Raw genomic sequence first — 21016 nt, 5'->3', positions numbered from 1 at the left:
CTACTGTCCGAAGTTATAGTTCTGCTGATAGCGCTCCATCATCTGGCTTGAGGTCTGCTGGCGCAGATACGCCATCTGTCGCTCCACTTCCGCCAGCGCATCACTTTTCACCTGCACCTGGCTCTGCAGATTCTGGATCTGTGCCCAGGTGCGGTCGATGCTTTTTGTCAGCGCCTCCATCTGCGGTTCCGGATAGTTTTTGCTGGCCATCTGCGCCCGGGCCTGTTCGACCAGCTCACGCAGGTACTGCACCAGAATGTCGTAGGCAATGTAATCCGACAGAGACGTCATCAGAGTGACCGACAGATTTAACTGCATCGGGTCAACCAGATAGCGCAGGACCGGAATCGAGGTGCTCTGGATAAAGCCCTTCTCCGCATCAGACAGCGCCGTATCTGAGGTGAGTTTCGACTGGATACTGATAATGGAGTCTTCCACTTTCCGACGCAGGGCATTGCTTTCAGCGATCGTGACAGCGCCCTCCCTTACGGAAAGACAGTCACCGGTCGCCGTACAACGCTGAATGGTGACACTGCCGCCACTCATCAGCGCCTTAACCAGATCGTGGTTATCCGCTGACGGGTAAATCACATTGGGGTGTCCCTGGGCGTCATAAATCAGGGTACCGGTCAGGTTCATTACCAGCTCCATCAGTTCAGTATCGCTGCTGAGCAGGCTGTTTTTCTTCAGGATCTCCCACATCAGGTTCTTGTTCGTGATCACCTGGTCCTTATACTCCTCACCGGCCGAACCCAGCGTGCTGGCAAGCTGACCACCCGTTGAACAGCCCTGGCGTGCCGCCGCCCAGTCTGAGAAGAGGTTGCTTTCATTCCCGATGCTGTTACAGATGTACTTCTGTGATTCCTGGGTGCGGGGCCATAGTCCGCCCACTATCCCCTGCGCAGCCTGACAGCTGTTCATGTTCATGTTGTTAACGAACGATGAGGCCTGCTGCAGATAATCCTTAACGTCTTTCAGTTCCGGCACCACGGTCTGCAGGGCCAGATCAAAGAAATACCCCGCCGAGTTGGCCATCAGGTTCTTGATGAACGCTTCCAGTTGTTCACTGTTGATGTAGGAGAACGCGCCGAGGTAGGCATCGATGCCACCACAGCCAGCCGTCAGGGAAGGCGGCGTAAAGGAAGCCACCTGCAGCTGCTTTACCCGGTTTCTCAGAAACAGGTTTCCGCCAGTCGCATATCCGGCCGCCTGCCCCTGCCACGCAGCCGCACCGGTCGCATTGGCCTCAAAACCGAGCTTGTTGTAGAACTTTTCCAGGTCGCTGCCAACACCTGCTGTTGCACTGGCAGAAAAAATAATGCCAGAGACGGCGGCCAGTAATCTTTTATTACGGCGGGGTTTCATAACGAGTCCTTTTAAGAAGCGGAAAAGAAGTGAAAAATTAACGGTGTCCCATCAGGGAATAATTAATCTGCTGCTGCAGCGTTTGCATATCCGTCATTCCCTGAGTCAGTGGCCAGGTCTGCAGGGTATGTACATTCACCAGCCAGGTGGCAGGCGTGATGCTACGCTGGCCAGGTCCAAAAAAGGCCTCAACCACGGATGGCGGGGCCGGTATAGCTTTCGGGAAATGGGCATCGCCCTGCCCGTCCAGCGTATAGGGAAACACCCGAAAGCCACTCTGTGCGCTGTACTGCGCCAGCAGGGGATCGAACTGTCGGCAATACTGGCAGGAAGCCTGCATAAAGAGCACAATCCGGTAGTCATCCTGATTGATAGCAGAACCATCAGGCAGGCGATAAGTTCGCATATCCGGTTGATTTACAGGTAAGACAGGTGCCAACCACGCTTTCTTTTGGGGCTGCTTTTTCGATGCTTCAAGCTCTGCGATTTCATCAATAACGGCAGCCTGTATAAAAGATGATATAAATATCAGGCTGCTGGAAACTAATTTCATAGCAAGCAATCTCAACGAGCCGCTGAAGATAAAATGGTAGTAACAATTCATAACATTCCTTTATTTAACTTTAAAATAAAAAATCAAAAACATGAGTATTTTCGAAAAAATTCAGAAAGTCATTCCAGACCCTGCCATCTACCAAAGATTTTTACTTTCAAATTTTATTTGAAAACACTGGTACCAAAAATTTATTGCATCGAACTCCCGATGCAGTAACTTACATTCAAAATATAATAAGAAAGGAGAGTAAAATCAGATTAAATTTTATTTGTCATTATTGGAACGCAATGATTAAAAAGAAAAGAACTGGAAGATTAATAGTTTTTCCCTGGGCCACCATTTTTAGCTGGCAAAAATTTATTAATGTCGTTTTATCAAACCAGCTTTAAATCATCGTTCGATACTTTTCAAGAGATTTCACGGTCATTGGCAAACCTTGCCGTAGCAGGGACTCCAGGTACTCCTCCACAGTTACAGGCGGTTTTTTTAAATTTGCCCGCTGCTCACGAACAGCAGATAAGGCCAACGCATGATTTAGATCAAACAGATCTGAGATGAATTCATCCGGATGCAGAGCTTCAACGTCAAAATCTGACATGCACACGAGCGGAAAATCCTTCAAATTAGCGGTAACAATAACTTCGGCATTACACCTGACTGCAGCAGCCACTACATGGCAGTCATTCATATCCGGTAACGAAATACCCTCAATAAGCTCTTCATAACCCGTTACCATCGCATCAGGCACTGCCCTGTTCATTAAGGCCTCAGTACGCTTCAGCTGTGCAGGAGTTAGATCGGCTCTGTTGATCAGAAGATTACGCTGCCATTCATCATGAATAGCCGCAGTCCATTTAGGTTGGTACAGTCCCGTTAATCCCAGGCGTATCAGTAAATCCCGCAATAACGATGGATACAACACGCATGCATCCAGTACCACAGGGTAAGGTGAATGGTTCATCAGTAAAATCCAAGTTCCTGTCCCTGGTCTGCCAGCTCCTGCATAGCCTGAATACTGTCTTTATCCCGCTGCGCCTTGTATCGCATCAAATCAGCAAAAAGCACGCGGCGATGACGACCCGTTTTATGGAAAGGCAACTTCCCTTCTTCCAGAAGTTTCACCATATAAGGGCGAGAGACATTCAAAATGTTGGCTGCTTCCTGTGTTGTTAATTCTGCATGCACCGGGACAACCTGAACAGCATTCCCAGCGGCCAATTCTCCAAGGATTGTCATCAACAGCATTAACGAAGACGTAGGAAGTTCAATCTGGTGAAAATTGTCGTCAGAATCCTGGATTGATATCTTTTGTGTCTCCAGCCTGGTAGACAGGTATGTAGCAAGCTCCCTTTGCCCCCGTACTGCTGCTTCAATTTCCGTTGGCGCTGGAAGGCTTAGGCTATCAAGAATTGAGCGTGTCATTTCTGTATTCCAGTATAATTAGCTTATTGGTTACGAAATCAATCGTATGTCTAAATGAATAATTAATTTCGTCAGTAGATGAGTTCCATAACGTAGTGACAAGCGTTATCTAAGTAATAATAATCGAAACAAACGAAATTCGCAATAAACGAAACAGAAAGTTGCTAACGAAGTCTGATGACCAAACAAGTGCCGTAAAACGCCATACCAGCCTGCGAAAGTCATAACCAGTGAATGATCTGTCAAAATGACCTGAACTGATCACTGAAATCGTTGTGCTGGTCATGATTCACGTCCATGTTTTCTTCCGTGCCTCCCTGTAGTGATGCACGACGGCGTAATTCTGTTTCAAGGGCTGTAGTGAGCGTTGCACTGAAGTTAATCCCTGCCTCACGTGCCCGTTTCAGCAATCGCTGTTCTATAGTCACAGTGACGCGCTGTGTGGTTCGTTGTGTTGGTGACATCGCTTATCTCCTGCATATGACTGTATATATAACGAAGATCTGTACCCGACAGGATATTCAGTCTTCTGTTCTCACACCCTCTCCACCATGCAGCCCACGCCAGGCATTCAGTGCCGCCAGCATCCAGCCGCTGACAATCAGCATCGCCCCCGATACCGTCAGCAGCAGCGCACCGCACAGCTCCACAAACTCCAGCAGATAAAGCATGTCTTCCCCCGGAGAAAACTGACGGGCGTTAATCGCCATCTGCATCAGAAAGAAAAAAACCGGGCCAGCCACCAGAAAGGCCATGCCGGTAAACATCAGCAGATTTTCTGTACTGTTCTGCTGTTTGCGCTCTTCATTTTTGTCCATATCGTTCATCCTTCAGTACCGGGAGGTAAAATCGGTGGCCACATCAAGAAAGCGGCGAGCCAGGTCATCCTGGGCCACAAATCCGTAGGACAGGGGCTGGTACTGCCCGGCATCCGGCGCCACCAGGTAAAGCGCCGGGAAGTGCGTCACCCCCATGCTGGCAGCCTGGCCGGTATCCGGACGAGTCTGTGGCAGGGCGTCACTGCGTTTTCCGTCAACGCTGATGGGAATAAGGGAGAGATCGTGACTGGCAGCAAACTGACTCACCACCGACGCCATCAGGTTATCGATGGCCTCATCGCCACGGTAGAACAGGAACAGTCCATACTTCTGACCGAGTTGTTGCACCGCCGCCTGTTGTCGTTCCCGGACGGCTGTCAGCTGTACTGTGGCCGTCCCGTTGTAATGGCTGTGCTGAATGTTGTAATCCAGCTCCGGGAACATCAACAATGCCTTCTGGGCGGATTTAGTGAACAGTCCGGCCTGGGTGGTGACCATCTGCTGCAGACGCAGATACTCACCGGTGTTTTCTGTCGAGGGGTTAAGGATAGCCCGGTTCAGCCGCTCCCTGACCAGCTTCTGCAGCAGCGACATCTGCAGGTTTGCGGGCAGCGCGGTCAGTGGCACACTGTCCTCCTCTTCCGGCGCTTCGGTGGGCAGAGGCTCGTTATACCAGTGCCAGCCCACTATCGGATCATCAGCATAGGTACTGACGGGCACACGCTCCCCGGCCAGCGAGTTCCCTGCAATGATCATCATCAGACAGGCAAATCCACGCTTCACTGGCTACCTCCCTGCAGACTGCCGGCAATCTGCGCTTTCACCCGGTCAATCAGCTCCTGATCAGCCGGAATGGTGGTACCATTTTCCAGATCGTCATAGAAATCTGCAAAATTGAGCGCATCAAAATTGATGGACTGCAGTTCTTCAACTGTGATCCCCCGACAGTCTGGTGAAGACGCACTGCCGAAACCGATCCCCAGTTGCCAGCCACGCCCCTGCTCCTGAACAATTTTAGCCAGCTTGCTGTCGAACTGGCAGTACGCCTGCTTCTTCTGCAGGCAGGCCCCCAGCACCTTACGGGAGCAGTAGGTACCCACATAGATGGTCAGCTTGCGCTCTTTGGCGTGACCGAGCGCCTTTTCATCCGAGTTACAGCTGGCCAGCCCGGTATCATTACCCCAGCCGCTGTCCTTGCAGCAGTTGCTGAACCCGACCGCAGCCTGCCGACAGGTTTGCGTGGAGCCGGTGAACGCCGCCACATTCACGCCGTTCAGTGCGGCAATATCCTCACCCGCCGCCGACAGCGCGGCCAGCCCGGATACAGCCCGGTGAAAATCATCCGATACATCGTTCTGTATCTGGTCACAGCTACCGTCAGTGCAGACCAGCTCGGTCCCGCAGAGCGTGGCATTGCCGGAACTGGCTGTTTCACAGGAAAACACCGCCTGTTCACGCAGGCAGGTACCGGACAGGGATTCCAGACAGGTGGTCCGTGACAGCGTGCAGGCTGAGTTATTCATATAGGCTCCACAGGTCCCTGTGTCGGTATCCTGTGCGACGTACACGTCCTTATATTTCCAGCAGTCGCTGTATACCGGGTATTCAGTTCCCCCCACCGTAACTGTCCGTGTTCCACCTTCCTCCAGGCAAATGCTGTTTGTCAGTACCTCTTCGCTTTTATCGAACGGGCAGGACTCCACCCAGTCAATCACCGGCTCAAACCCCTTATCCTTTACCTGCATGGTCATGTCCAGGGCCATGCTGTTCCTGCCGGCACTGAAAGCCGCAATAATTAATGACGAGATACTGTCATTAGCCTGACCATTCATCGGCAGCGCAAGGGCACCATAGTAGTCCCCTTCTGTCACCGACATGCCTGCCGGCGCCAGTGTGTAGCTGGCGCTGTTAAGCAGGTTAAATGTGGTATTCATAAACGTGGTCAGGGAATTCATCAGGTACTGGCCGGAGGCGTCCACATGCAGCACGGCCGACAGAATCACGCCGGATGCCGGTGCCGGAAACTCATAATAAAAACCGCCATTCCGGGCGCTGTAGCGAAAAGCTGTCACCCGGTAAGCTTCGGTGATCCAGATATCCGTTTCCTGTCCGCCGATGGATGCTGTGCGGATACAGGACAGTTCAGCACCCGGTGTGCGCTCACAGCTGTAAGTGGTAACCTTCGTTTTATCCACGCTGACCGGCGTACACTGGGTATCCGTACCCTGTGTAATGCTCTGCGCATTCTCCACCACGGCCAGTCCGTTACTGATAAACGGCGCATCCAGCGATATCTCATCGGTCGGACGGTTCCTGACCACATCCGTGACGACTTTCCCGACCTCCGTGGTGTTCATCGCACCGGCGCCGGCATTTTCCAGCGCCGCACTGCCGGTTGCCGTGGTCCCGCCCCAGTACTGCGTTTCCTCCGGGCTGGCGGTATAGCCGGGGATCATGTCCTCCGGGCTGGCGCCCTTCAGCGTATCCATTCCCTGGCCTTTCAGGCCGCTGGCATATTTCGAGGCTTCATTATATTCACTGCCCGCCTGTGAACAGAACGACAGGCCCAGCAAAACGACCAGAAACGGTTTCTTCATGAGCCCGCCCCCTTCAGCAGCTGACGCGCCGTCTCCGCACAGTCTCCCTGTGCTGCGATACGCTCCAGAGCCGCCTTAATCCGGATATTGCCATACATCACATCATGCTGGTCACCACACATCACCACCAGGGCCGGCACGGCAGAGATACCAAAGCGGGTAAACTGTGTCGGATCTATCTGCACGCCACCGCGGTTTGTCTCCTGTGTCAGACGGTAGACCGCACTGGCGGTCTTTCTGAAATCGTTATCAATCAGCCCGTTGATCAGCGCCGGGATACCCAGCGAACCAGCTTCAGGGAGCATCAGTTTCAGACCGTCCTCCGGGATGGAAAAAGACAGGAAATACAGGACCTGCGGCGCCGGCTTTTCCGGTCCGGACAGGCGTGAGCGGTGCTGTTCCTGAAGGGATGTTATCCAGGCATCCCCTGAGTCTGGCAGGGCTGAGGGAACATGAACCCCCGGATTTACCAGGTTCTGGCGCAGCGCAGCACGGCGATCGCGCATCTCATTCAGGAAATCCCGGGTGGATGCGTTATCACCGGCCGCACCAGAGACAGTCAGAAGCGTCGTGCTGAGCAGCACAACGGATAAGAGAGTTTTCACGGGGTCCATCCTCTTAAAGAAATACGCAGTTACGCTTGCGCCAGATGAGGTAACCAAAGTTATGCCGGCTGGCAGGCGAGGCATGACCGGCCTGCCAGCGCATCACGGTGCGACCAAAGGGGTGGCACTGTGACGGATTGGGGTACATATTGACCATCTGATACCGGTAGCGGTCCTTAGGGATGATCGGGGATGGATATTCAAAACACACGGCGTTGTTCTGCCCCACGCTGTTCATTATCATCCCCTGGCGGTGAAGTTTGAACGCCATCCGCTCAGACAACAGTACAGAGGCCGCCTGCGGGCTTGCCTGATTAGAGGTAAAGCCGGTGAACGGGTACATACTGCCCTGAGAGCCGGCACACCAGAACAGGGCATTCAGTGGTTTTGACACCGCGCTGGCCAGCGCATCCGCCGCACAGGCCCCCTGGGCGATGGGGTTGGCAAACAGAAACGCTTCCGGTGCGATAATGGACGACAGTGAGCTGTCATCCCACAGCGGGTCCAGTTCCGAGAGATAACCGATATCCAGATCGCCGGCCTGCAGACATCCCACATCCGTGATGATGTTCAGCCACCAGGTGAGGGGATACTTGTACCAGTGCACGTGATAGAACGCTCCGGTCGTCGCGGCCCCCTGACGTTTTCCGCCCCCACCGCCCTGCCTGTCCACCGTCAGGTTAAAACCGCCCAGATTAACCATACAGTAAGGACTGCGCGTGACGTCCGTCAGGGCAAACGGCTCCCAGTAACCAATGGCCAGTCCGATCCGGTACAAAATCCCCACCGGGCAAATCTGGACAGGGCTGGAGGGATTTTCGGTATCCGGCTCAGCGCCGGCCATCACCGGCACATTACCAATGGTCATGGGAAACATACACGACCAGCAGATATCCGATATCGGGTTAACAAAGCGGCCGTCACACAGTGGATCAGCCGCCCGGACGGGCAGCACAGACAGGCCGGCCAGTACGGTCAGTGCCATCAGCAACCGGCGCATCACTGGCCTCCTTCCGCCGGCATCGCGGCAGACGTGATACGCAGTCGGTTTCCGTCCTGACGGACTTCTGCGGGGATGTACTGTATCCCCAGACGGCGGGTCAGCATGCCATCCTGGTCGAAATAAATCCGGGTATCCAGTGCCTTTGCCGCCTCCCGGATATTGCCACCCACCAGGATGACCTTGTAGAGCAACGTGGGCGGCGTCTGCGCCTTCATCCAGTTCACCTGACGCAGGTCATCCGCGTCCAGAAAGTAGAGCGTACTGTTCATGGGCACGGTATCGAGGGGATTAAACGTCTTCCCTTTATGGGCAAAAATCTGTCCTTCATGGTCTGCGATATCGGACGCCACGGTAAACGTCGGATCAAACCAGTGGGTATGAGATTCCGTGTCGGTCAGCAGTCCGGGCACTGCCGTCGGCCGCAGGGTGTTTTCCACCACCCGGTCCCGGAACTGCTCCTGCAGCTCCGCCATCCGGCCACTTTTCTCCAGCGCCCCCAGACGGTCCTGAATCAGGCCCAGAAAGCTCTGCTCCTGCACAGGGTAAACATCTCCCCAGACACCGAAATCTTTTGCCGGACACAGGGCCGGCAGGAACAGCAGGAAAAGTACCTTTCGCACGTTACAACCCCCGTTCCCGAACCCTGAACGCCATCATTTGCTCGATGTAGTCCTGTGCTTCATCTGCCAGATCGGGCATGGTCCTCTCCTTTTCATTTTTCCATCAATGTGGCCACACGTTCCTGTATCTCGTCCGTGATATCTTCAGCACCGGTAACCACGGCCGGATTAACCAGAATAAGAGCCCGGTGACGGGACTGATACTCTGCCAGGCTCTCATTCAGCGCATGGTGAAAGCGGACCACCATCGCTTCCGTCGTTGCCTCATCATGAGATTCGGCCGACATCTGCTTCATGAATATGTTAACCGTCCCGGTCATATCAAAACTGACGGTCAACGGCTCCATGGCCCGAATCATCACTGCCGTGATTGTGGCATTGATGGCCAGAATAAATGCCATCACCCAGAGCACCTTTGCCACACAGCGGCTGCGTTTTTTTCGACCGCCAGTGAGGTGTGCATTCAATGTCTTGTCTGAACTTTCCATTGCTCCAGTTTCTCCATTTCGCGGGGGAATTTATGGTGGGCCAGTTTCAGAAGGGTTTCCTGCAGGGAGATACCCTGTTTCAGGCAGCGCTCGCGAAACTCAAAGTCTTCACCATCAGAGGAAAACATCACCCGGCTCAGCGGGTCGAGCAGCAGCCGGTGATACGATATCTGCCCACCGACACGCAGCATAAAAGCGGAAAAGTGACTGTCCTTCGCTGACGGAAATCCTTCGATAACAGCCTGCTCCACCGGGTTAAACTGCCCTTCATTGGTCTTGTTGTACTTCCGGAAAGCTTCAAGGTTCTGGCGCAGAATGATTTTGAAGGAGGAGTTACTCCAGGCGGCCCGCGCCGCCAGACTCGCCTTCTCGCCGTCAAAGTCCTCAATCCCCTGGGTGATGGTAATGTAGGCTCCCCCGTACTTACGGGCAGTACGGTAGCCGTTCTCAATAAAGTCACCGATAAAGCTGTTCTCGCTGGCCAGCAGCTTCCAGGCCTCATCGATGATGGCCGCTTTACGCTCGCTACGCGGCGACAGATACATACGCTGCTCGACGTAGATCATCATCGAGAACATGATGGCGGCCAGCAGGTCTGGCTTATTCTTGAGCTTGCCCATCTCCAGCACGCAGAAGCGTACTGAATCGTCCAGTGCCGGCTCAGGACTGTTGAAGTATTCCCCGTAGAGGCCGTTTGTGGTGTATTTCTCCAGCGACACCACAATCTCTTCCATACGGTGACGAACAGTATCTGCGTCCTGAAAGACGGCGGACTTTATCCAGTGCTGCAGTAACAGCACCACATCATCGATCAGCGCGTTGTTTCCGGAGCGGCCACTCGGTGACTGTCCTTCCCATACGCCCTGCACAGCATTGAGCAGAATGGATTTCGAGGTGTCATCCATGCCTCCGGACGGATTAGCCAGTACCAGCAGCAGGTCGCGGATACTCTCGGCAGACTCCACGATATCGACGATCCCGGCAAACGGGTTGAACTTGAGTTCCGTGGCATCCACATAGACCCCGCCGACATTGGCGCACAATCCCTTGTAGGAATCCCCCATATCAAACACCCAGCTACGACCTCCGCTGTCGAGGATCTGACGAATAATCGCCTGCATCAGGAACGACTTACCGCCGCCGGATGTCCCACAGACGGCCAGGTTGTAATTGTCATTTCCGAGGCCGGACGTGGTATCAAACAGGTTAAGGAAGGAAAGCTGGTTACGGTAAGACGGGATAGGCAGGCCAGCCGGACTGATTCGGTTATCCGCCACCACCGGCAGCAGGTTCGCCACATTGAAGGCTTCAGCCCGCAGGGTGGCTCCACTGCGCCGCATATCACCCCACAGCCCCTCCTGCATCATGAACGGGAACAGGGACAGGTAGTTACGCATCTGCATAAAGGTGGGGGGCGCCAGCGCCAGTCCGTTGGCATTGAAGGTATTGTTCAGCGCCAGCTCACTCATCAGCGCCGTTTCATCATCGTCCTCACAGAACAGGGTGATACCGAAACTGTAACGCGCCAGTGCCGACTGCCCCTTTGACAGCCGGCTGCGTAAATCTCCCCACTCCCGGGCGGCATCCTTCACGCCGGGTACCCATTTCGCAAACGCCGAGTTCGCCCGTTTGTCATTGGTGGCAAACTTGCGCACGGCTTCGTTCTGGCTTTTTGCCTGCTCATCCACCTCCACCGTCAGGGTGATGGCAAACGGACAGGGAACCGACGACGCCGGGTCCAGCAGATTACTGAGGTTGTTGCCCCCCTGCCACAGGCAGAACTGCTCAGGGTTCTTCTCCAGCATGAAGTTCATGATACGGGTGGCGGAACGCGTGCCGTCCCGGTTTGCCAGGCTCTGACGAATACTGTCCGGCTCGACCTTCAGGTTGATGGCACGCTCCGCGCACTGGGTATTCAGTTCCTCATACGGATCGGTATCATCAGGCGGGGAGGTTATCTGGTCATGACGGAAGTTCACCAGTTCCCGCACCAGACCGATGAGCCCCGCTTTACTGAGCACATCGGCGTTCATACTGGCGGAGTACAGCGACTGCTGGACCACGCTGAGGGTCTGGGACAGGGACTGCACCACAGCCTCATCCACCCGTTTATGCTCTTCGGCATAACTGATAAACAGACGGTAGTTGCGCAGGGACAGCGGATAGCCTTTACGGTTAGCCAGTCCGCTCAGCGCTCCCTGCTCATAGTACGCCCGGGTAATAGCGTTAAACTTCTCCGCCATTTCGCCCTGCCAGCTGAAATCCGCCAGCCCGTGGTCAAGCATGTCACTGATACATTTGCTGCCCAGCAGCAGGAAGCTCAGGGGTTTCTGGCGTGGAAGCTTGTTGCGCAGGAAGTTATCCAGCGCATCCACAATCTGCTCGTTGCCGCCGATGAGCGGCGTACACTCCAGAATAAAGCCGACGGTTTTGTCATTCACAAACAGCCCGGACTCAGAATCAAAGTGCCGGTATGGCAGCAGACTGACAAAGGAGGGATAGTCCATATCCTCCAGCATGTCACCGGCCTTTGCAGCGCCCTCCGGGCGCCGCCAGTCCGTCATCAGGCGGCGCAGCATTTCATCCATAAATGCCATATCAGCTCCCCGACCAGTGTCCCGGCTCCACCACGAAAGAGACCACCGAGGGCTGGTAGAGCACATCATCTTCATCTATCCAGCCGGCAATCCACAGTCGCGCCGTGGTGTCCTGTACCCGGACCGGTGGCTGCATACCGATATCACTCCAGAAATGGGCTGGCGGCATCGGGGACGTGGAGCCTGTGGTCGTGACCGGTGAGGTTGTTGTACGCGCTACCGGAGAAGCTGAAGGGACAGCCCAGTCGCTTTGCCTGCTACTCACTGTGGTAACACCTGCGGCGCGGTTCGCCGCCTGGATACCGGTCACCGGTGAGGGTGATACCGGCACCAGAGGCTGTCGGGGCAGTGCTGTCACAGGCGACTGTTTTCCTGACGATACAGTCGCGTCCCCCACAGAGATGGCCCGGGCCTTCTGGTTGGCTTCTTCCATCGTCATACAGCGGTCTTTCGCGGTGACATTACAGTCAAACTCGGAGTTCATACCGGCGCAGCCGGTCAGCAGGAGGCATCCTGCTGTAAGAGGTAACAGTTGTCTGAACATGATTTAAACCTGAGTGGTGGATTGAAGAGCAGAGATTTCCATCATCCGGCGCCGCCGGTTTTTTGCCCCTGGGGACTGACAATGTCACCCAGATTCAGCTCTCTCAGAGCCTCACGGGTAATGGATATTCCGCTGTTAACGGCCTCTTTGACCGGCGCCGGCCTGGCTTTTTTCTTCGCCCCGGCGTATTCCAGCTGGAATCCTTCCTGGAAAACCACGGTCACTTCGACACCAGCCCCGACAGGGATAACGGGATGAAACTGTTCGGCCCGCTTGATCCAGTAGTCAGAGAGAGTCTTTCCGGCCTGCCCGACACCGCCCCCCAGGCCTGCCCGGGCAACATCGCCGCCACTGACCGTGGACGCAGCCCCCAGTCCCACGGTCGTGGAGCCAATACTGGAAATGGCAGACCCCATGGCATCGACGGCGCCACCGGCAAAGGCGTAACCAATCAGCTTGCCGTTGCGGATAACCGGGTCAGCCCGGATACCATTTTTCCCCATAAACGAGACATGGCCCTTGAACGGCTGATCGATGGTTTTGCCATTAACCCGGCACGACAGTCGGTCAGTACGTACCAGCGACCGTTCACTGGAGATATCCCCGTAGGCCGCTGCCGTTACAAAACAGCTTCGCAGGTCATATTCTTCATCGTTGGGCATCATCACCTTACCGGTCAGACGGAACTGCATGGGAGAGGGTGAACTGCTGCCCGTCACCGATGCATTGGCATCAGCACCCTCAATGACCATGGCCCGGGCAAAGCTTCCGGACGGCAGATACGGCAGTTCCGACGCGGCATCCTCTTCGTCACCGTAATCAATGGTCACTGAAGAGAGTCCCTGACGGACCTGCGGATTGATGTTGTAGGTGGTCTGATTCGCCGGCAGGCCACCGGGAGGATAAAACGCTGTTGGAGGCGGAACCGCACCGGGAGCAGCCCCTGTCCCTCCGGGACTGCCGGCACCACCAACGGGCAGCGTCCCGCCATAAGGCTGGAGCGCGCCGCTGTCCACCGGACCGTTCTGCTGCGCGATTTCCAGCTGCGTCTGCAGCAGTTTCAGCTCTTCTTCCTGTGCCTGAATTTTCTCGCGGTGCGCCCTGTTCTCGCTCTCCATCTTCTTCAGTCGCGAATCAAAGGCCTTCAGCTTTTTATCCGCCTCTGTGGCGGTGTACTGTAAATCGGCCACAGCGGTCTGGCTGACCTTGCGGTCAAATGAAGAAGAATTAACAGTACCCGTCAGCTTCGGGACTGGCTTTGCACGGGTCTTCTCTGAGGGTTTACTCTTTACCGGCTGCCCGATATACCAGGCCACCCCGCCAATGGCACTCAGTCCCAGCGCCACAGCAATCAGTACCACCATCTGCTTACGGCGGGTCAGTACGTTAATATTGGCCATGCTTCCCCTCCTCCCTGTTGCTGACGGTTATCCAGACCTGTGCCGTGGCGGATGGCATCAGTGTCGCACTGTAAGGAAACACCATCACCGACCTCACTCCGGATGCCTGAAACAGCCGCTCAGGTATCGCCAGTGAGAAAGCGGTGTTATTGCGGATATCCAGCCGGAACAGTCGCAGGTTGCCGCCGTTCCACATTTTTTTCGACTGCACAGCCATCCCGCCAGGCAGTGAGAATGCCGGCAGTGCGGTCGCCGGCGCCGCCTTAAATCCGTCCGGTACCAGACCGGCCAGTGCCGCCTTGTGAATGGCCGTCAGGGTAGTGACATACGGATGGGACTGCTCCCAGTGAACCGCTTTCTGATGCCGGATGGGTTTATCCGATACCAGATGCAGCACCCGACCATCCCGTTTCTGCGGTACACCGATAAGTGACACCACCAGACCACCCTCTGTGCGGATAAAAAACGTAAACGGTTCGGTCTGCGCCGTCATCAGCACCACGCCGCCGTTCGCCCTACCGCTCTGCCCGCGGTTGTCATTCAGGAACATGCCCTGGGCACTGTCGATACCGGTAATTCGATCGCCGGGTACCACTATCATGTTCGGGTTGGTATTACTCAGCGCCACCCGGACCTGGGCATCCTCTGACACAGGGACTTTTACCGGCAGGGTCGCTGATGCTGCACCTTCGGCCCGGACGAACAGGCAGAGTACCGCCAGCGGCAGCAGCCTAATTCCTTTTCTTTTCATCAACCTGTTCCTCAAACGACTGAATGGTGGTGAGTCCCCGGCGGTACTTCAGTTCCAGACGGATGGTCTTTTTTTCCGGCAGGGATTTACGGCTTCCAATCCAGGTCTGCACCGTGCCATGAATATCCACCACGCCCCTGTCCGGCCATGTATCCATGCCCGACAGATAAAATGCTGAGGTGACATTGCTGCCGATGATCCGCTCTGCCTCCCCGTCGAGGACCTCTTTCATCGTGGTGCGCTGCTCAGTGTCGAAATAACGCAACAGGGAGCCATGCATTGCCTTAACGGACTCCGGTGACACGTTGTAGCGCAGGAATACCAGTGATTCCGCCACCTGCTCCAGATAGTTAGCGTCAGCCTGGTTGCGCGACAGCGTGACCGGACGGTCAAAAAACATCGGGATATAGGTCTCGTGCTTACTGTTAATCAGTACATCAATACGCATCCAGGCAAAAATATTGCCGGTCAGGCTAAGTCCCAGAAGGAACAGAAGGATAATGAAAATCAGCGAGGTGAAACGGGCTGCGGAGCGGTGAGCTTTCAGCTCCATAGTGCAGACTCCTTTTAGCGCAGCCAGAGCCGGAAGGATGAATCCGGAATGACTTTATACATACCGTTGAACAATGATCCGGGGAGATACCAGTAGCAGGCGTTAAACAGCCAGCTGCTCCCCTTCCCTTTTTTGAAATGCTTCAGCGCAACCCAGAGCAGAACCGACACCACAAGCGGAGCAACGTACTGTCCCTCGTAAAGGCCCCAGGTCATGGGGCCAAAAAGGGCTACCGTTTCATCCAGTGGAAGGCCAACGGGTCGGATCTGCTCTGAAAGCGTCTGAGGAAAGCGAAAGCGTTTATTTCGTTCCTCGTTCATCGCTTTTCAGCCCCCGGAAATCAGGAACGCGAAGCCACAATGGAGTACACCACTTTGGTGACCACGATAAACACCGGGATCAGCAGGAACGTGGCCGGATTGTGGTTACGCAGATAGAGCAGGAATACCAGGATGACTTCCGCCAGCATGAAGTAGTACATCATGGTGGAGTCTTCACCGAAGGTCGCCGCAGCATCTTCTTTACCTGGTGCAGCCAGGTCATCCGCGCGGGCATACCCTTTCGCCACCATCCACAAAAGCAGTGGCATAGCGACATATTTAAACAGCGTCCTGGCTACCTTATGGTTCGCGACACGGGGTAATGATTTTGCTGCCGAATACAGACGGGACAGCAGTCCTTTTTCCTTGCCCGAATCAATATTGATAGTGTTAAGAACAGACAGTTCTGACATATCCATTATTCCTTTAGTTGATTAAATATACAGAAACCGGGCAAATATGCCCGCGCTGCTCCTGCCATCAGAAACAGCGAGGGGATATCTGGTTTCAGGTACGCTACCGCCCCAGGGTGTCAATCCTGTCATGGAGGCAAACGCCACCGACAAATAAAAGGCAAAAGAATCCCACCAGTTTTTCTGTGATGAAAAACCGGAGTGTTATCCCGTAAGGGATAAATTTCAGGTACAGCAGAAAGCACGACAGTGTTATTCGTGCTTCCGTTTAATTACCTTTCAGAATTTTCAGTCATTTTTATAATTTCTCTATTATCGCCATTCATCTCCGGAAATTTATTAAGGTGATCATGAATACGTAGCATAGCCTCTAGCTGTCGGGAACGACCGGCTTTCCTGGCTACATCAGAAAGACGGTGATTAGCCTCAGCGGTGAGTACGACAGAAATAAACTTCGGTTTACCGGGCGCTTTTTTTTCTTTCATAAAAATCCCCTTGATGTTCACGTGGCAATTCTCACAGAAAAAAATAATCTGTCTAGGGGGGCAACTGCCCCCCTATAATTACATTTCAGAATTTTCAGTCATTGACGTTATTTCCCAGTAATCTCCATTAATCTCTGGAAATTTCTTCAGGTGGTCATGCATGCGGAGCATGGCTTCAAGTTGTCGGGAACGTCCTGCTTTCTTCGCTGCATCAGACAGGCGTTGATTAGCCTCAGCGGTGAGAACAACAGAAATAGATTTTGGTCTGCCTGGTGCTTTAGTTTCTCTCATAAAAAATCCCCATGGTGTTAGCATGGGGAATTATTTCATATCTGATAATGGTGTCTAGTAGGCAGGTGCCCACTGTTTTTATAAACAGTATCAACTAAGCCTGACGATTGCTGTGTCGTTAAAAACATTTTCGGGAATAAACTTATGCCATGAGCAATGATTTGCAATGTAGAGTAGACTTTTGTGATCAAATACTCTTAGCTTCAGATATGCATTTCTCATTCTGGTTTCTATAACTTGCCTCGGTTTATCCAGATATTCCGCAATCCATCTTGTAGACTTTCCATTTATTGTCAACCATACAACCTCCCACTCCTTCTCTGTGACCATGGTTTGAGGATTCATATCACTATATTCTTTATATGATATAAAAAATTCAGAGCTATCAGGAGGTATGATTACCGATAACCACGAATCTCGATTAATTTGACTGGCATTATGAATATCATTGATAAAAGCAACAACCCCCTTTTGATTATCAAAAGTAAAAGGTTTCAACCTGAGAATGAATGCCGTTATATTACTATCATCACAAAAATACCCATATGTAAAAAGAGTAACTTCATTATCATTTGTAACAGACTGAGATTCAAAATCTCTCATTAGTTCAAAGTCTTTACCCGATACAGCCAAAAGATCTGAGTCACAAAAACCTGTGACAGGTGTTGTACCTGAGGGGGCAAAGCGTGAAAGAAAGTTGACACTGGCATCAATATAGTTGCCATTTGTATCTTTTATGTACCAGGCATCACAAGATTGTCTGTGATGGAGATAAAAATCTCTGTAAAAGGCTTGAGATCTAGCGTTAAGATCCATAGGATCGTGACTAGCCATAACCATACTCCCTATAAGTTGGTTTGTGGTTAGCCCATGTGGGAAGCGTCTACTTCTCACATGGGCGCAATTCAAATTTTTAGCACGAATTCATTTCGCGCATTTATTAATATATCAAACTCTCACTTAATTACCACTTATTACCTAAATGTATACTTTGATTTTCAGAATTATCATCCATCTCATATCAAATAAATCCTCAGAGTTACAAATAATAGTAGAATTTCATATGCTGTATTACTCAGCTTTATGAAGAAAATAAACCAGTAAGAGATCACAACGATCGTTATCTATTTATCAATAGATGAGACATTTTAACAACCCAGGACCTCTTCACTTTTTTGTGAGCACATTCACACACAAGATATCACTTCGGACCTGAATTATTTCAACATTCTGGTGTGAACAAGCTTGCAACTCATGAAAAATGGTGTTGCAGAAATACAGTGATCAGGGTGATTTCACCATCTCATCCATTTTTGAGTTCAGAATTACAATAAACATCACAAATCGTTAGATTGAAATTGATCATTCATTTCATAGGGTTAATAATGCTGATTATGAAATTTTACAGCTTGAAGAATGGATGCGTTATTATGAAAAAGACTATTTTTATCCTCGCAATTATGTTTAGCTCAGTTGCAAGTTCACAGAGCGAGATCATGGCATACAAAAATTTCATAGTGCGCCAATGCGAAAAGATTGCCCCTGTTCTGTATGAGTCATATGACGAATGTGTGTTCGAATATTTTACTGTCTTAGCTCTGGTCAATCAAAGAGCACGTCTTCATCAGCTCTGTGAAGATAAAAATCTCAAGCCGGATTTCGATGGATGTACAGAGGCCCGGGAAACAACAGAGTTTCTTGAAACTTCTGTAGAACGGTATCATCGTTTGCTGAGACAATAAAATAAGAACTCCCGAGCGGACTAATACATATCACTATCCTCCACTGGCAAAGTTAACATGCCGGATGAGTTTTAAAGTAAACAGTTCGCTTAAGCGGGAAAAATTACAGCTTTTTGCAGGCTTCGGATAAATTCCTCCGAAGCCTGGTTATTTGACGATGAGTCGACACTTTATCTATTAAATTTCTGCAGTCACTGCTCTCCCTGGCTTCCAGTCAGTGATAATTCAGACACTCGTCACAAAAACTGTCATTAAAAGACGTGCTAATAAGATTATCTACCCGTTTCCCTGGCAATAGAATCGGTAAGTCTTCAGGATTACCAGTCACCCAAGTTCCGCCTGCAGGACAGGAAAATAACCGGATAACAGATTGCAGAGATTATTTTCGAATTCTGGCTTTCCTGTCAACTAAGACCCCTCTCTTAAAATACCGGCTGGGCCAGATAACTGACGGATGAATACCCAATGCATCTGCAATCAAGAATTCACCTTTTGGCCAGGGGCGGAATATCGCATTGTATAGTGAATCTGACTTTAAACCTGCTTCCCTGGATACCGCGGCCAGAGTCGTACCTTTCTTACGTAAGCCAGCAATAATATCTATCGAGTCCCAGTCCCTGGCTTTGGTCATGATATTCTCCTGTCAGTGTGCAGCTCATATGCAGATATTGTAACAGAAGCGTTAGAAGAATATGTGACCTAAAGCTACGTTTTTCGTAGTATCGGGAGCAACAAAAAGCTACGAATATCGTAGCTATGAAAAACACATCTGCTGATTACCAACAGATCTTTTGTGAGCGGCTGAAATCGGCCCGCCTGACCAAGGGTCTCTCACAGAAAAGACTCGGCATACTGGCAGGGATAGACGAGTTTGTTGCCAGTACACGTATCAATCGATACGAGAAAGGTGTACATCAGGCAAATATAGACATTTTGCATCAATTGGCTGCTGCACTTGATGTTCCTGTTGCCTATTTTTATGCTGATGATGACGAACTGGCAACGCTACTGATGCACTGGAAGCAAATGACTCGTCATGTAAAAACGGAAATAATTGCTTTGTGCCACGCAGATAAAGAGAGTGACTGATCCGAAAGATCCCCCAGGGTAACCAGTTTACAGCCCCATGACAACCGTCGTTTACTTTATGCCCTTCCAGCGCCACGTCAACACCTTCTACATTCACCAGATAGCTCCCTTTCGCTATCTTACCACCCAACTTGCAGGCGAGGCATAAACCAAATCGTAAGCGCCCCATCAGGGACGTGGGGTAAAAATTAGTTTACAGGCAGGGGGACGTGCCAGGGCAGCAGCTCTTTCACGCGGTTGGCAGGCCAGGTGTTGATGACGCTGATCACGTGGCGCAGCCAGGCTACCGGTTCAATGCCGTTGAGTTTACAGCTACCGATCAGACTGTACACGGCGCCACCACCCGAAGGACGTTTTCACACAGGTTATTGTCTACCTCCACCCAGCCATTGCGGCAGTATTCGTTCAGTGCATCCCATTGTTTCAGCAGGTATGCGAACGCTTTCGCCGTATCTGAGTGACGCGACAGCGTGCCCATCTGTGTTGTATCCAGTCGTACAGCGACTGCATCAACGGTACACTTCTGGCTTCCCTGACGGTCAGTCGCGCTTCTGCTGTTACCGCCGTTGGATGGCGAACGTGAACATCGAGGATCTTACGTCGGGCATGTGCCATTTTCATAAAGAGAGTTGCCGCGTATGCATCGGCCTGCAGGATACCGCTGTAGTCCGCCAGATGTTGCTATGGATGGATACCTTTGCGGTCGGGAGAGCAGGAGAACCACACCGCAGCCGGCAGAGTCGAACCGGCGTTGCGATCGTCAAGAACATAGACCCACAGCCGCCCGTACTGGTTTTACCCTGACCGGGCGCCAGTACATTCACCGGCGTGTCGTCGGCATGCACTTTACTGGCGCGCTGTTGTTGCCATCGCAGCCAAGAATGCAAGACTGTGCTGGGCATCATTGCATTACGCTGATGATTTCAGGTTGTACTCAGCCAGCTAAAGCACGAAGCAGCAGTATAACCATCTGACCTGCAACTTGTTGATGATAAAGGGTTAGACCCCGTGAGGTATATCTGATTATTGTACAGGATATACGTATCCGCTTAACGAACAAGAGCCTCACGCGTGTCTTTCATCAGGGTCCGAATCGATGACGATTCATTATGGCCGTTTATAGTACCGCAGTCTCTTCCCTTTATTTTTAACTGTAGTGCAGACAGAAACCGTAAACACCGGCGTTGACATGCCGGGGAAGCCCTTATAGTACAATAATTCTCTATATCCAAACTGACCCCAGACTGGCCGATGCGTACTGATTATGCTGGATGAATTACATCATTTTTTTGACTCGCGGAAGTGACAGGTACTACTTGTCGCGCTGGAAAAACTCTGCCGTCTGACCTGCCTCCAT

The 21016-nt window shown here is 52.2% G+C and carries 27 protein-coding genes and 1 pseudogene; 2 read left to right on the top strand and 26 right to left on the bottom strand.

Annotation, left to right across the window (positions count from 1 at the left end; translation table 11 throughout):
* From traH to AQ981_RS23460, 22 genes are all read right to left on the bottom strand, one after another.
* Positions 1 to 1365: a conjugal transfer pilus assembly protein TraH gene (traH, locus tag AQ981_RS23560; protein ID WP_058914205.1), complete on the bottom strand. Its 1365-nt coding sequence runs from the start codon at positions 1363 to 1365 to the stop codon at positions 1 to 3.
* A 37-nt stretch (positions 1366 to 1402) separates the two neighbouring features.
* Complete coding sequence (gene trbB, locus AQ981_RS23555) at positions 1403 to 1918, bottom strand: type-F conjugative transfer system pilin assembly thiol-disulfide isomerase TrbB (protein WP_121500726.1); 516 nt, start codon at positions 1916 to 1918, stop codon at positions 1403 to 1405.
* Positions 1919 to 2306: 388 nt separating this feature from the next.
* The gene (locus tag AQ981_RS23550) at positions 2307 to 2882 is read right to left on the bottom strand and encodes a PIN domain-containing protein (RefSeq protein ID WP_058914204.1); all 576 of its coding nucleotides are present in this window, start codon (positions 2880 to 2882) and stop codon (positions 2307 to 2309) included.
* Positions 2882 to 3343 (bottom strand): helix-turn-helix domain-containing protein, encoded by a 462-nt coding sequence (locus AQ981_RS23545; RefSeq protein WP_058914203.1) that lies wholly within the window; start codon positions 3341 to 3343, stop codon positions 2882 to 2884. Before AQ981_RS23545 ends, AQ981_RS23550 begins: the two co-directional genes overlap by 1 nt.
* A 242-nt stretch (positions 3344 to 3585) precedes the next feature.
* Positions 3586 to 3807, bottom strand: coding sequence for a type II toxin-antitoxin system CcdA family antitoxin (locus tag AQ981_RS23540; RefSeq protein ID WP_058914202.1), 222 nt, complete (start codon positions 3805 to 3807; stop codon positions 3586 to 3588).
* A 57-nt stretch (positions 3808 to 3864) separates the two neighbouring features.
* A complete protein-coding gene (locus AQ981_RS23535) occupies positions 3865 to 4161 on the bottom strand; it encodes a hypothetical protein (protein WP_058914201.1) in 297 nt (98 codons plus the stop codon).
* A gap of 12 nt (positions 4162 to 4173) precedes the next feature.
* The gene (traF, locus tag AQ981_RS23530) at positions 4174 to 4944 is read right to left on the bottom strand and encodes a type-F conjugative transfer system pilin assembly protein TraF (RefSeq protein ID WP_249226379.1); all 771 of its coding nucleotides are present in this window, start codon (positions 4942 to 4944) and stop codon (positions 4174 to 4176) included.
* Positions 4941 to 6758 (bottom strand): type-F conjugative transfer system mating-pair stabilization protein TraN, encoded by a 1818-nt coding sequence (traN, locus tag AQ981_RS23525; RefSeq protein ID WP_058914200.1) that lies wholly within the window; start codon positions 6756 to 6758, stop codon positions 4941 to 4943. Before traN ends, traF begins: the two co-directional genes overlap by 4 nt.
* On the bottom strand, positions 6755 to 7363 hold the full coding sequence (gene trbC, locus AQ981_RS23520) for a type-F conjugative transfer system pilin assembly protein TrbC (protein ID WP_249226378.1): 609 nt from the start codon (positions 7361 to 7363) through the stop codon (positions 6755 to 6757). Before trbC ends, traN begins: the two co-directional genes overlap by 4 nt.
* A gap of 13 nt (positions 7364 to 7376) precedes the next feature.
* Positions 7377 to 8363: a conjugal transfer pilus assembly protein TraU gene (traU, locus tag AQ981_RS23515; RefSeq protein WP_058914198.1), complete on the bottom strand. Its 987-nt coding sequence runs from the start codon at positions 8361 to 8363 to the stop codon at positions 7377 to 7379.
* The gene (traW, locus tag AQ981_RS23510) at positions 8363 to 8986 is read right to left on the bottom strand and encodes a type-F conjugative transfer system protein TraW (protein ID WP_058914197.1); all 624 of its coding nucleotides are present in this window, start codon (positions 8984 to 8986) and stop codon (positions 8363 to 8365) included. Before traW ends, traU begins: the two co-directional genes overlap by 1 nt.
* Before the next feature lie 92 nt (positions 8987 to 9078).
* Complete coding sequence (gene trbI / locus AQ981_RS23505; RefSeq protein WP_071609002.1) at positions 9079 to 9474, bottom strand: type-F conjugative transfer system protein TrbI; 396 nt, start codon at positions 9472 to 9474, stop codon at positions 9079 to 9081.
* Complete coding sequence (traC, locus tag AQ981_RS23500) at positions 9450 to 12071, bottom strand: type IV secretion system protein TraC (protein WP_058914195.1); 2622 nt, start codon at positions 12069 to 12071, stop codon at positions 9450 to 9452. Before traC ends, trbI begins: the two co-directional genes overlap by 25 nt.
* Before the next feature lies 1 nt (position 12072).
* Complete coding sequence (gene traV, locus AQ981_RS23495) at positions 12073 to 12615, bottom strand: type IV conjugative transfer system lipoprotein TraV (protein ID WP_071609001.1); 543 nt, start codon at positions 12613 to 12615, stop codon at positions 12073 to 12075.
* A 41-nt stretch (positions 12616 to 12656) separates the two neighbouring features.
* Entirely contained in the window at positions 12657 to 14015 is a 1359-nt protein-coding gene (locus tag AQ981_RS23490) for a TrbI/VirB10 family protein (RefSeq protein ID WP_058914193.1), read from the bottom strand.
* Complete coding sequence (traK, locus tag AQ981_RS23485) at positions 14002 to 14766, bottom strand: type-F conjugative transfer system secretin TraK (protein ID WP_058914192.1); 765 nt, start codon at positions 14764 to 14766, stop codon at positions 14002 to 14004. The genes AQ981_RS23490 and traK overlap by 14 nt, the downstream gene beginning before the upstream one ends.
* A complete protein-coding gene (gene traE / locus AQ981_RS23480; RefSeq protein ID WP_058914191.1) occupies positions 14747 to 15319 on the bottom strand; it encodes a type IV conjugative transfer system protein TraE in 573 nt (190 codons plus the stop codon). Before traE ends, traK begins: the two co-directional genes overlap by 20 nt.
* Positions 15320 to 15333: 14 nt before the next feature.
* On the bottom strand, positions 15334 to 15639 hold the full coding sequence (traL, locus tag AQ981_RS23475; RefSeq protein ID WP_058914190.1) for a type IV conjugative transfer system protein TraL: 306 nt from the start codon (positions 15637 to 15639) through the stop codon (positions 15334 to 15336).
* Positions 15640 to 15659: 20 nt separating this feature from the next.
* The gene (locus AQ981_RS23470) at positions 15660 to 16052 is read right to left on the bottom strand and encodes a type IV conjugative transfer system pilin TraA (protein ID WP_058914189.1); all 393 of its coding nucleotides are present in this window, start codon (positions 16050 to 16052) and stop codon (positions 15660 to 15662) included.
* A 272-nt stretch (positions 16053 to 16324) separates the two neighbouring features.
* Entirely contained in the window at positions 16325 to 16537 is a 213-nt protein-coding gene (locus tag AQ981_RS23465) for a TraY domain-containing protein (protein ID WP_058914188.1), read from the bottom strand.
* Positions 16538 to 16615: 78 nt separating this feature from the next.
* Positions 16616 to 16828 (bottom strand): TraY domain-containing protein, encoded by a 213-nt coding sequence (locus AQ981_RS26480; protein ID WP_071609000.1) that lies wholly within the window; start codon positions 16826 to 16828, stop codon positions 16616 to 16618.
* Between the two features lie 90 nt (positions 16829 to 16918).
* Complete coding sequence (locus AQ981_RS23460; RefSeq protein WP_058914187.1) at positions 16919 to 17662, bottom strand: helix-turn-helix transcriptional regulator; 744 nt, start codon at positions 17660 to 17662, stop codon at positions 16919 to 16921.
* A 596-nt stretch (positions 17663 to 18258) separates the two neighbouring features.
* Here AQ981_RS23460 and AQ981_RS23455 point away from each other — a divergent pair.
* The gene (locus tag AQ981_RS23455) at positions 18259 to 18570 is read left to right on the top strand and encodes a chorismate mutase family protein (RefSeq protein ID WP_154675980.1); all 312 of its coding nucleotides are present in this window, start codon (positions 18259 to 18261) and stop codon (positions 18568 to 18570) included.
* A gap of 379 nt (positions 18571 to 18949) precedes the next feature.
* Here AQ981_RS23455 and AQ981_RS23450 read toward each other — a convergent pair whose 3' ends face one another.
* Entirely contained in the window at positions 18950 to 19201 is a 252-nt protein-coding gene (locus AQ981_RS23450) for a helix-turn-helix domain-containing protein (protein WP_058914185.1), read from the bottom strand.
* Between the two features lie 125 nt (positions 19202 to 19326).
* Between AQ981_RS23450 and AQ981_RS23445 the strand changes: the two genes are divergently transcribed.
* The gene (locus AQ981_RS23445) at positions 19327 to 19659 is read left to right on the top strand and encodes a helix-turn-helix domain-containing protein (protein ID WP_058914184.1); all 333 of its coding nucleotides are present in this window, start codon (positions 19327 to 19329) and stop codon (positions 19657 to 19659) included.
* A gap of 188 nt (positions 19660 to 19847) precedes the next feature.
* Here AQ981_RS23445 and AQ981_RS28590 read toward each other — a convergent pair whose 3' ends face one another.
* From AQ981_RS28590 to AQ981_RS28685, 3 genes and pseudogenes are all read right to left on the bottom strand, one after another.
* Positions 19848 to 19991, bottom strand: coding sequence for a transposase domain-containing protein (locus tag AQ981_RS28590; protein ID WP_058914183.1), 144 nt, complete (start codon positions 19989 to 19991; stop codon positions 19848 to 19850).
* Positions 19979 to 20152 (bottom strand): IS66 family transposase, encoded by a 174-nt coding sequence (locus AQ981_RS28585; RefSeq protein WP_420809800.1) that lies wholly within the window; start codon positions 20150 to 20152, stop codon positions 19979 to 19981. Before AQ981_RS28585 ends, AQ981_RS28590 begins: the two co-directional genes overlap by 13 nt.
* 53 nt (positions 20153 to 20205) lie before the next feature.
* Positions 20206 to 20507: pseudogene (locus tag AQ981_RS28685) on the bottom strand (IS66 family transposase); the annotation flags it as partial.
* Between the last annotated feature and the right edge of the window lie 509 nt (positions 20508 to 21016).

The sequence above is a fragment of the Entomohabitans teleogrylli genome (assembly GCF_001484765.1).
GTDB classification, from domain to species: Bacteria; Pseudomonadota; Gammaproteobacteria; order Enterobacterales; family Enterobacteriaceae; genus Entomohabitans; species Entomohabitans teleogrylli.
This window is presented reverse-complemented; position numbering and strand designations above follow the sequence as displayed.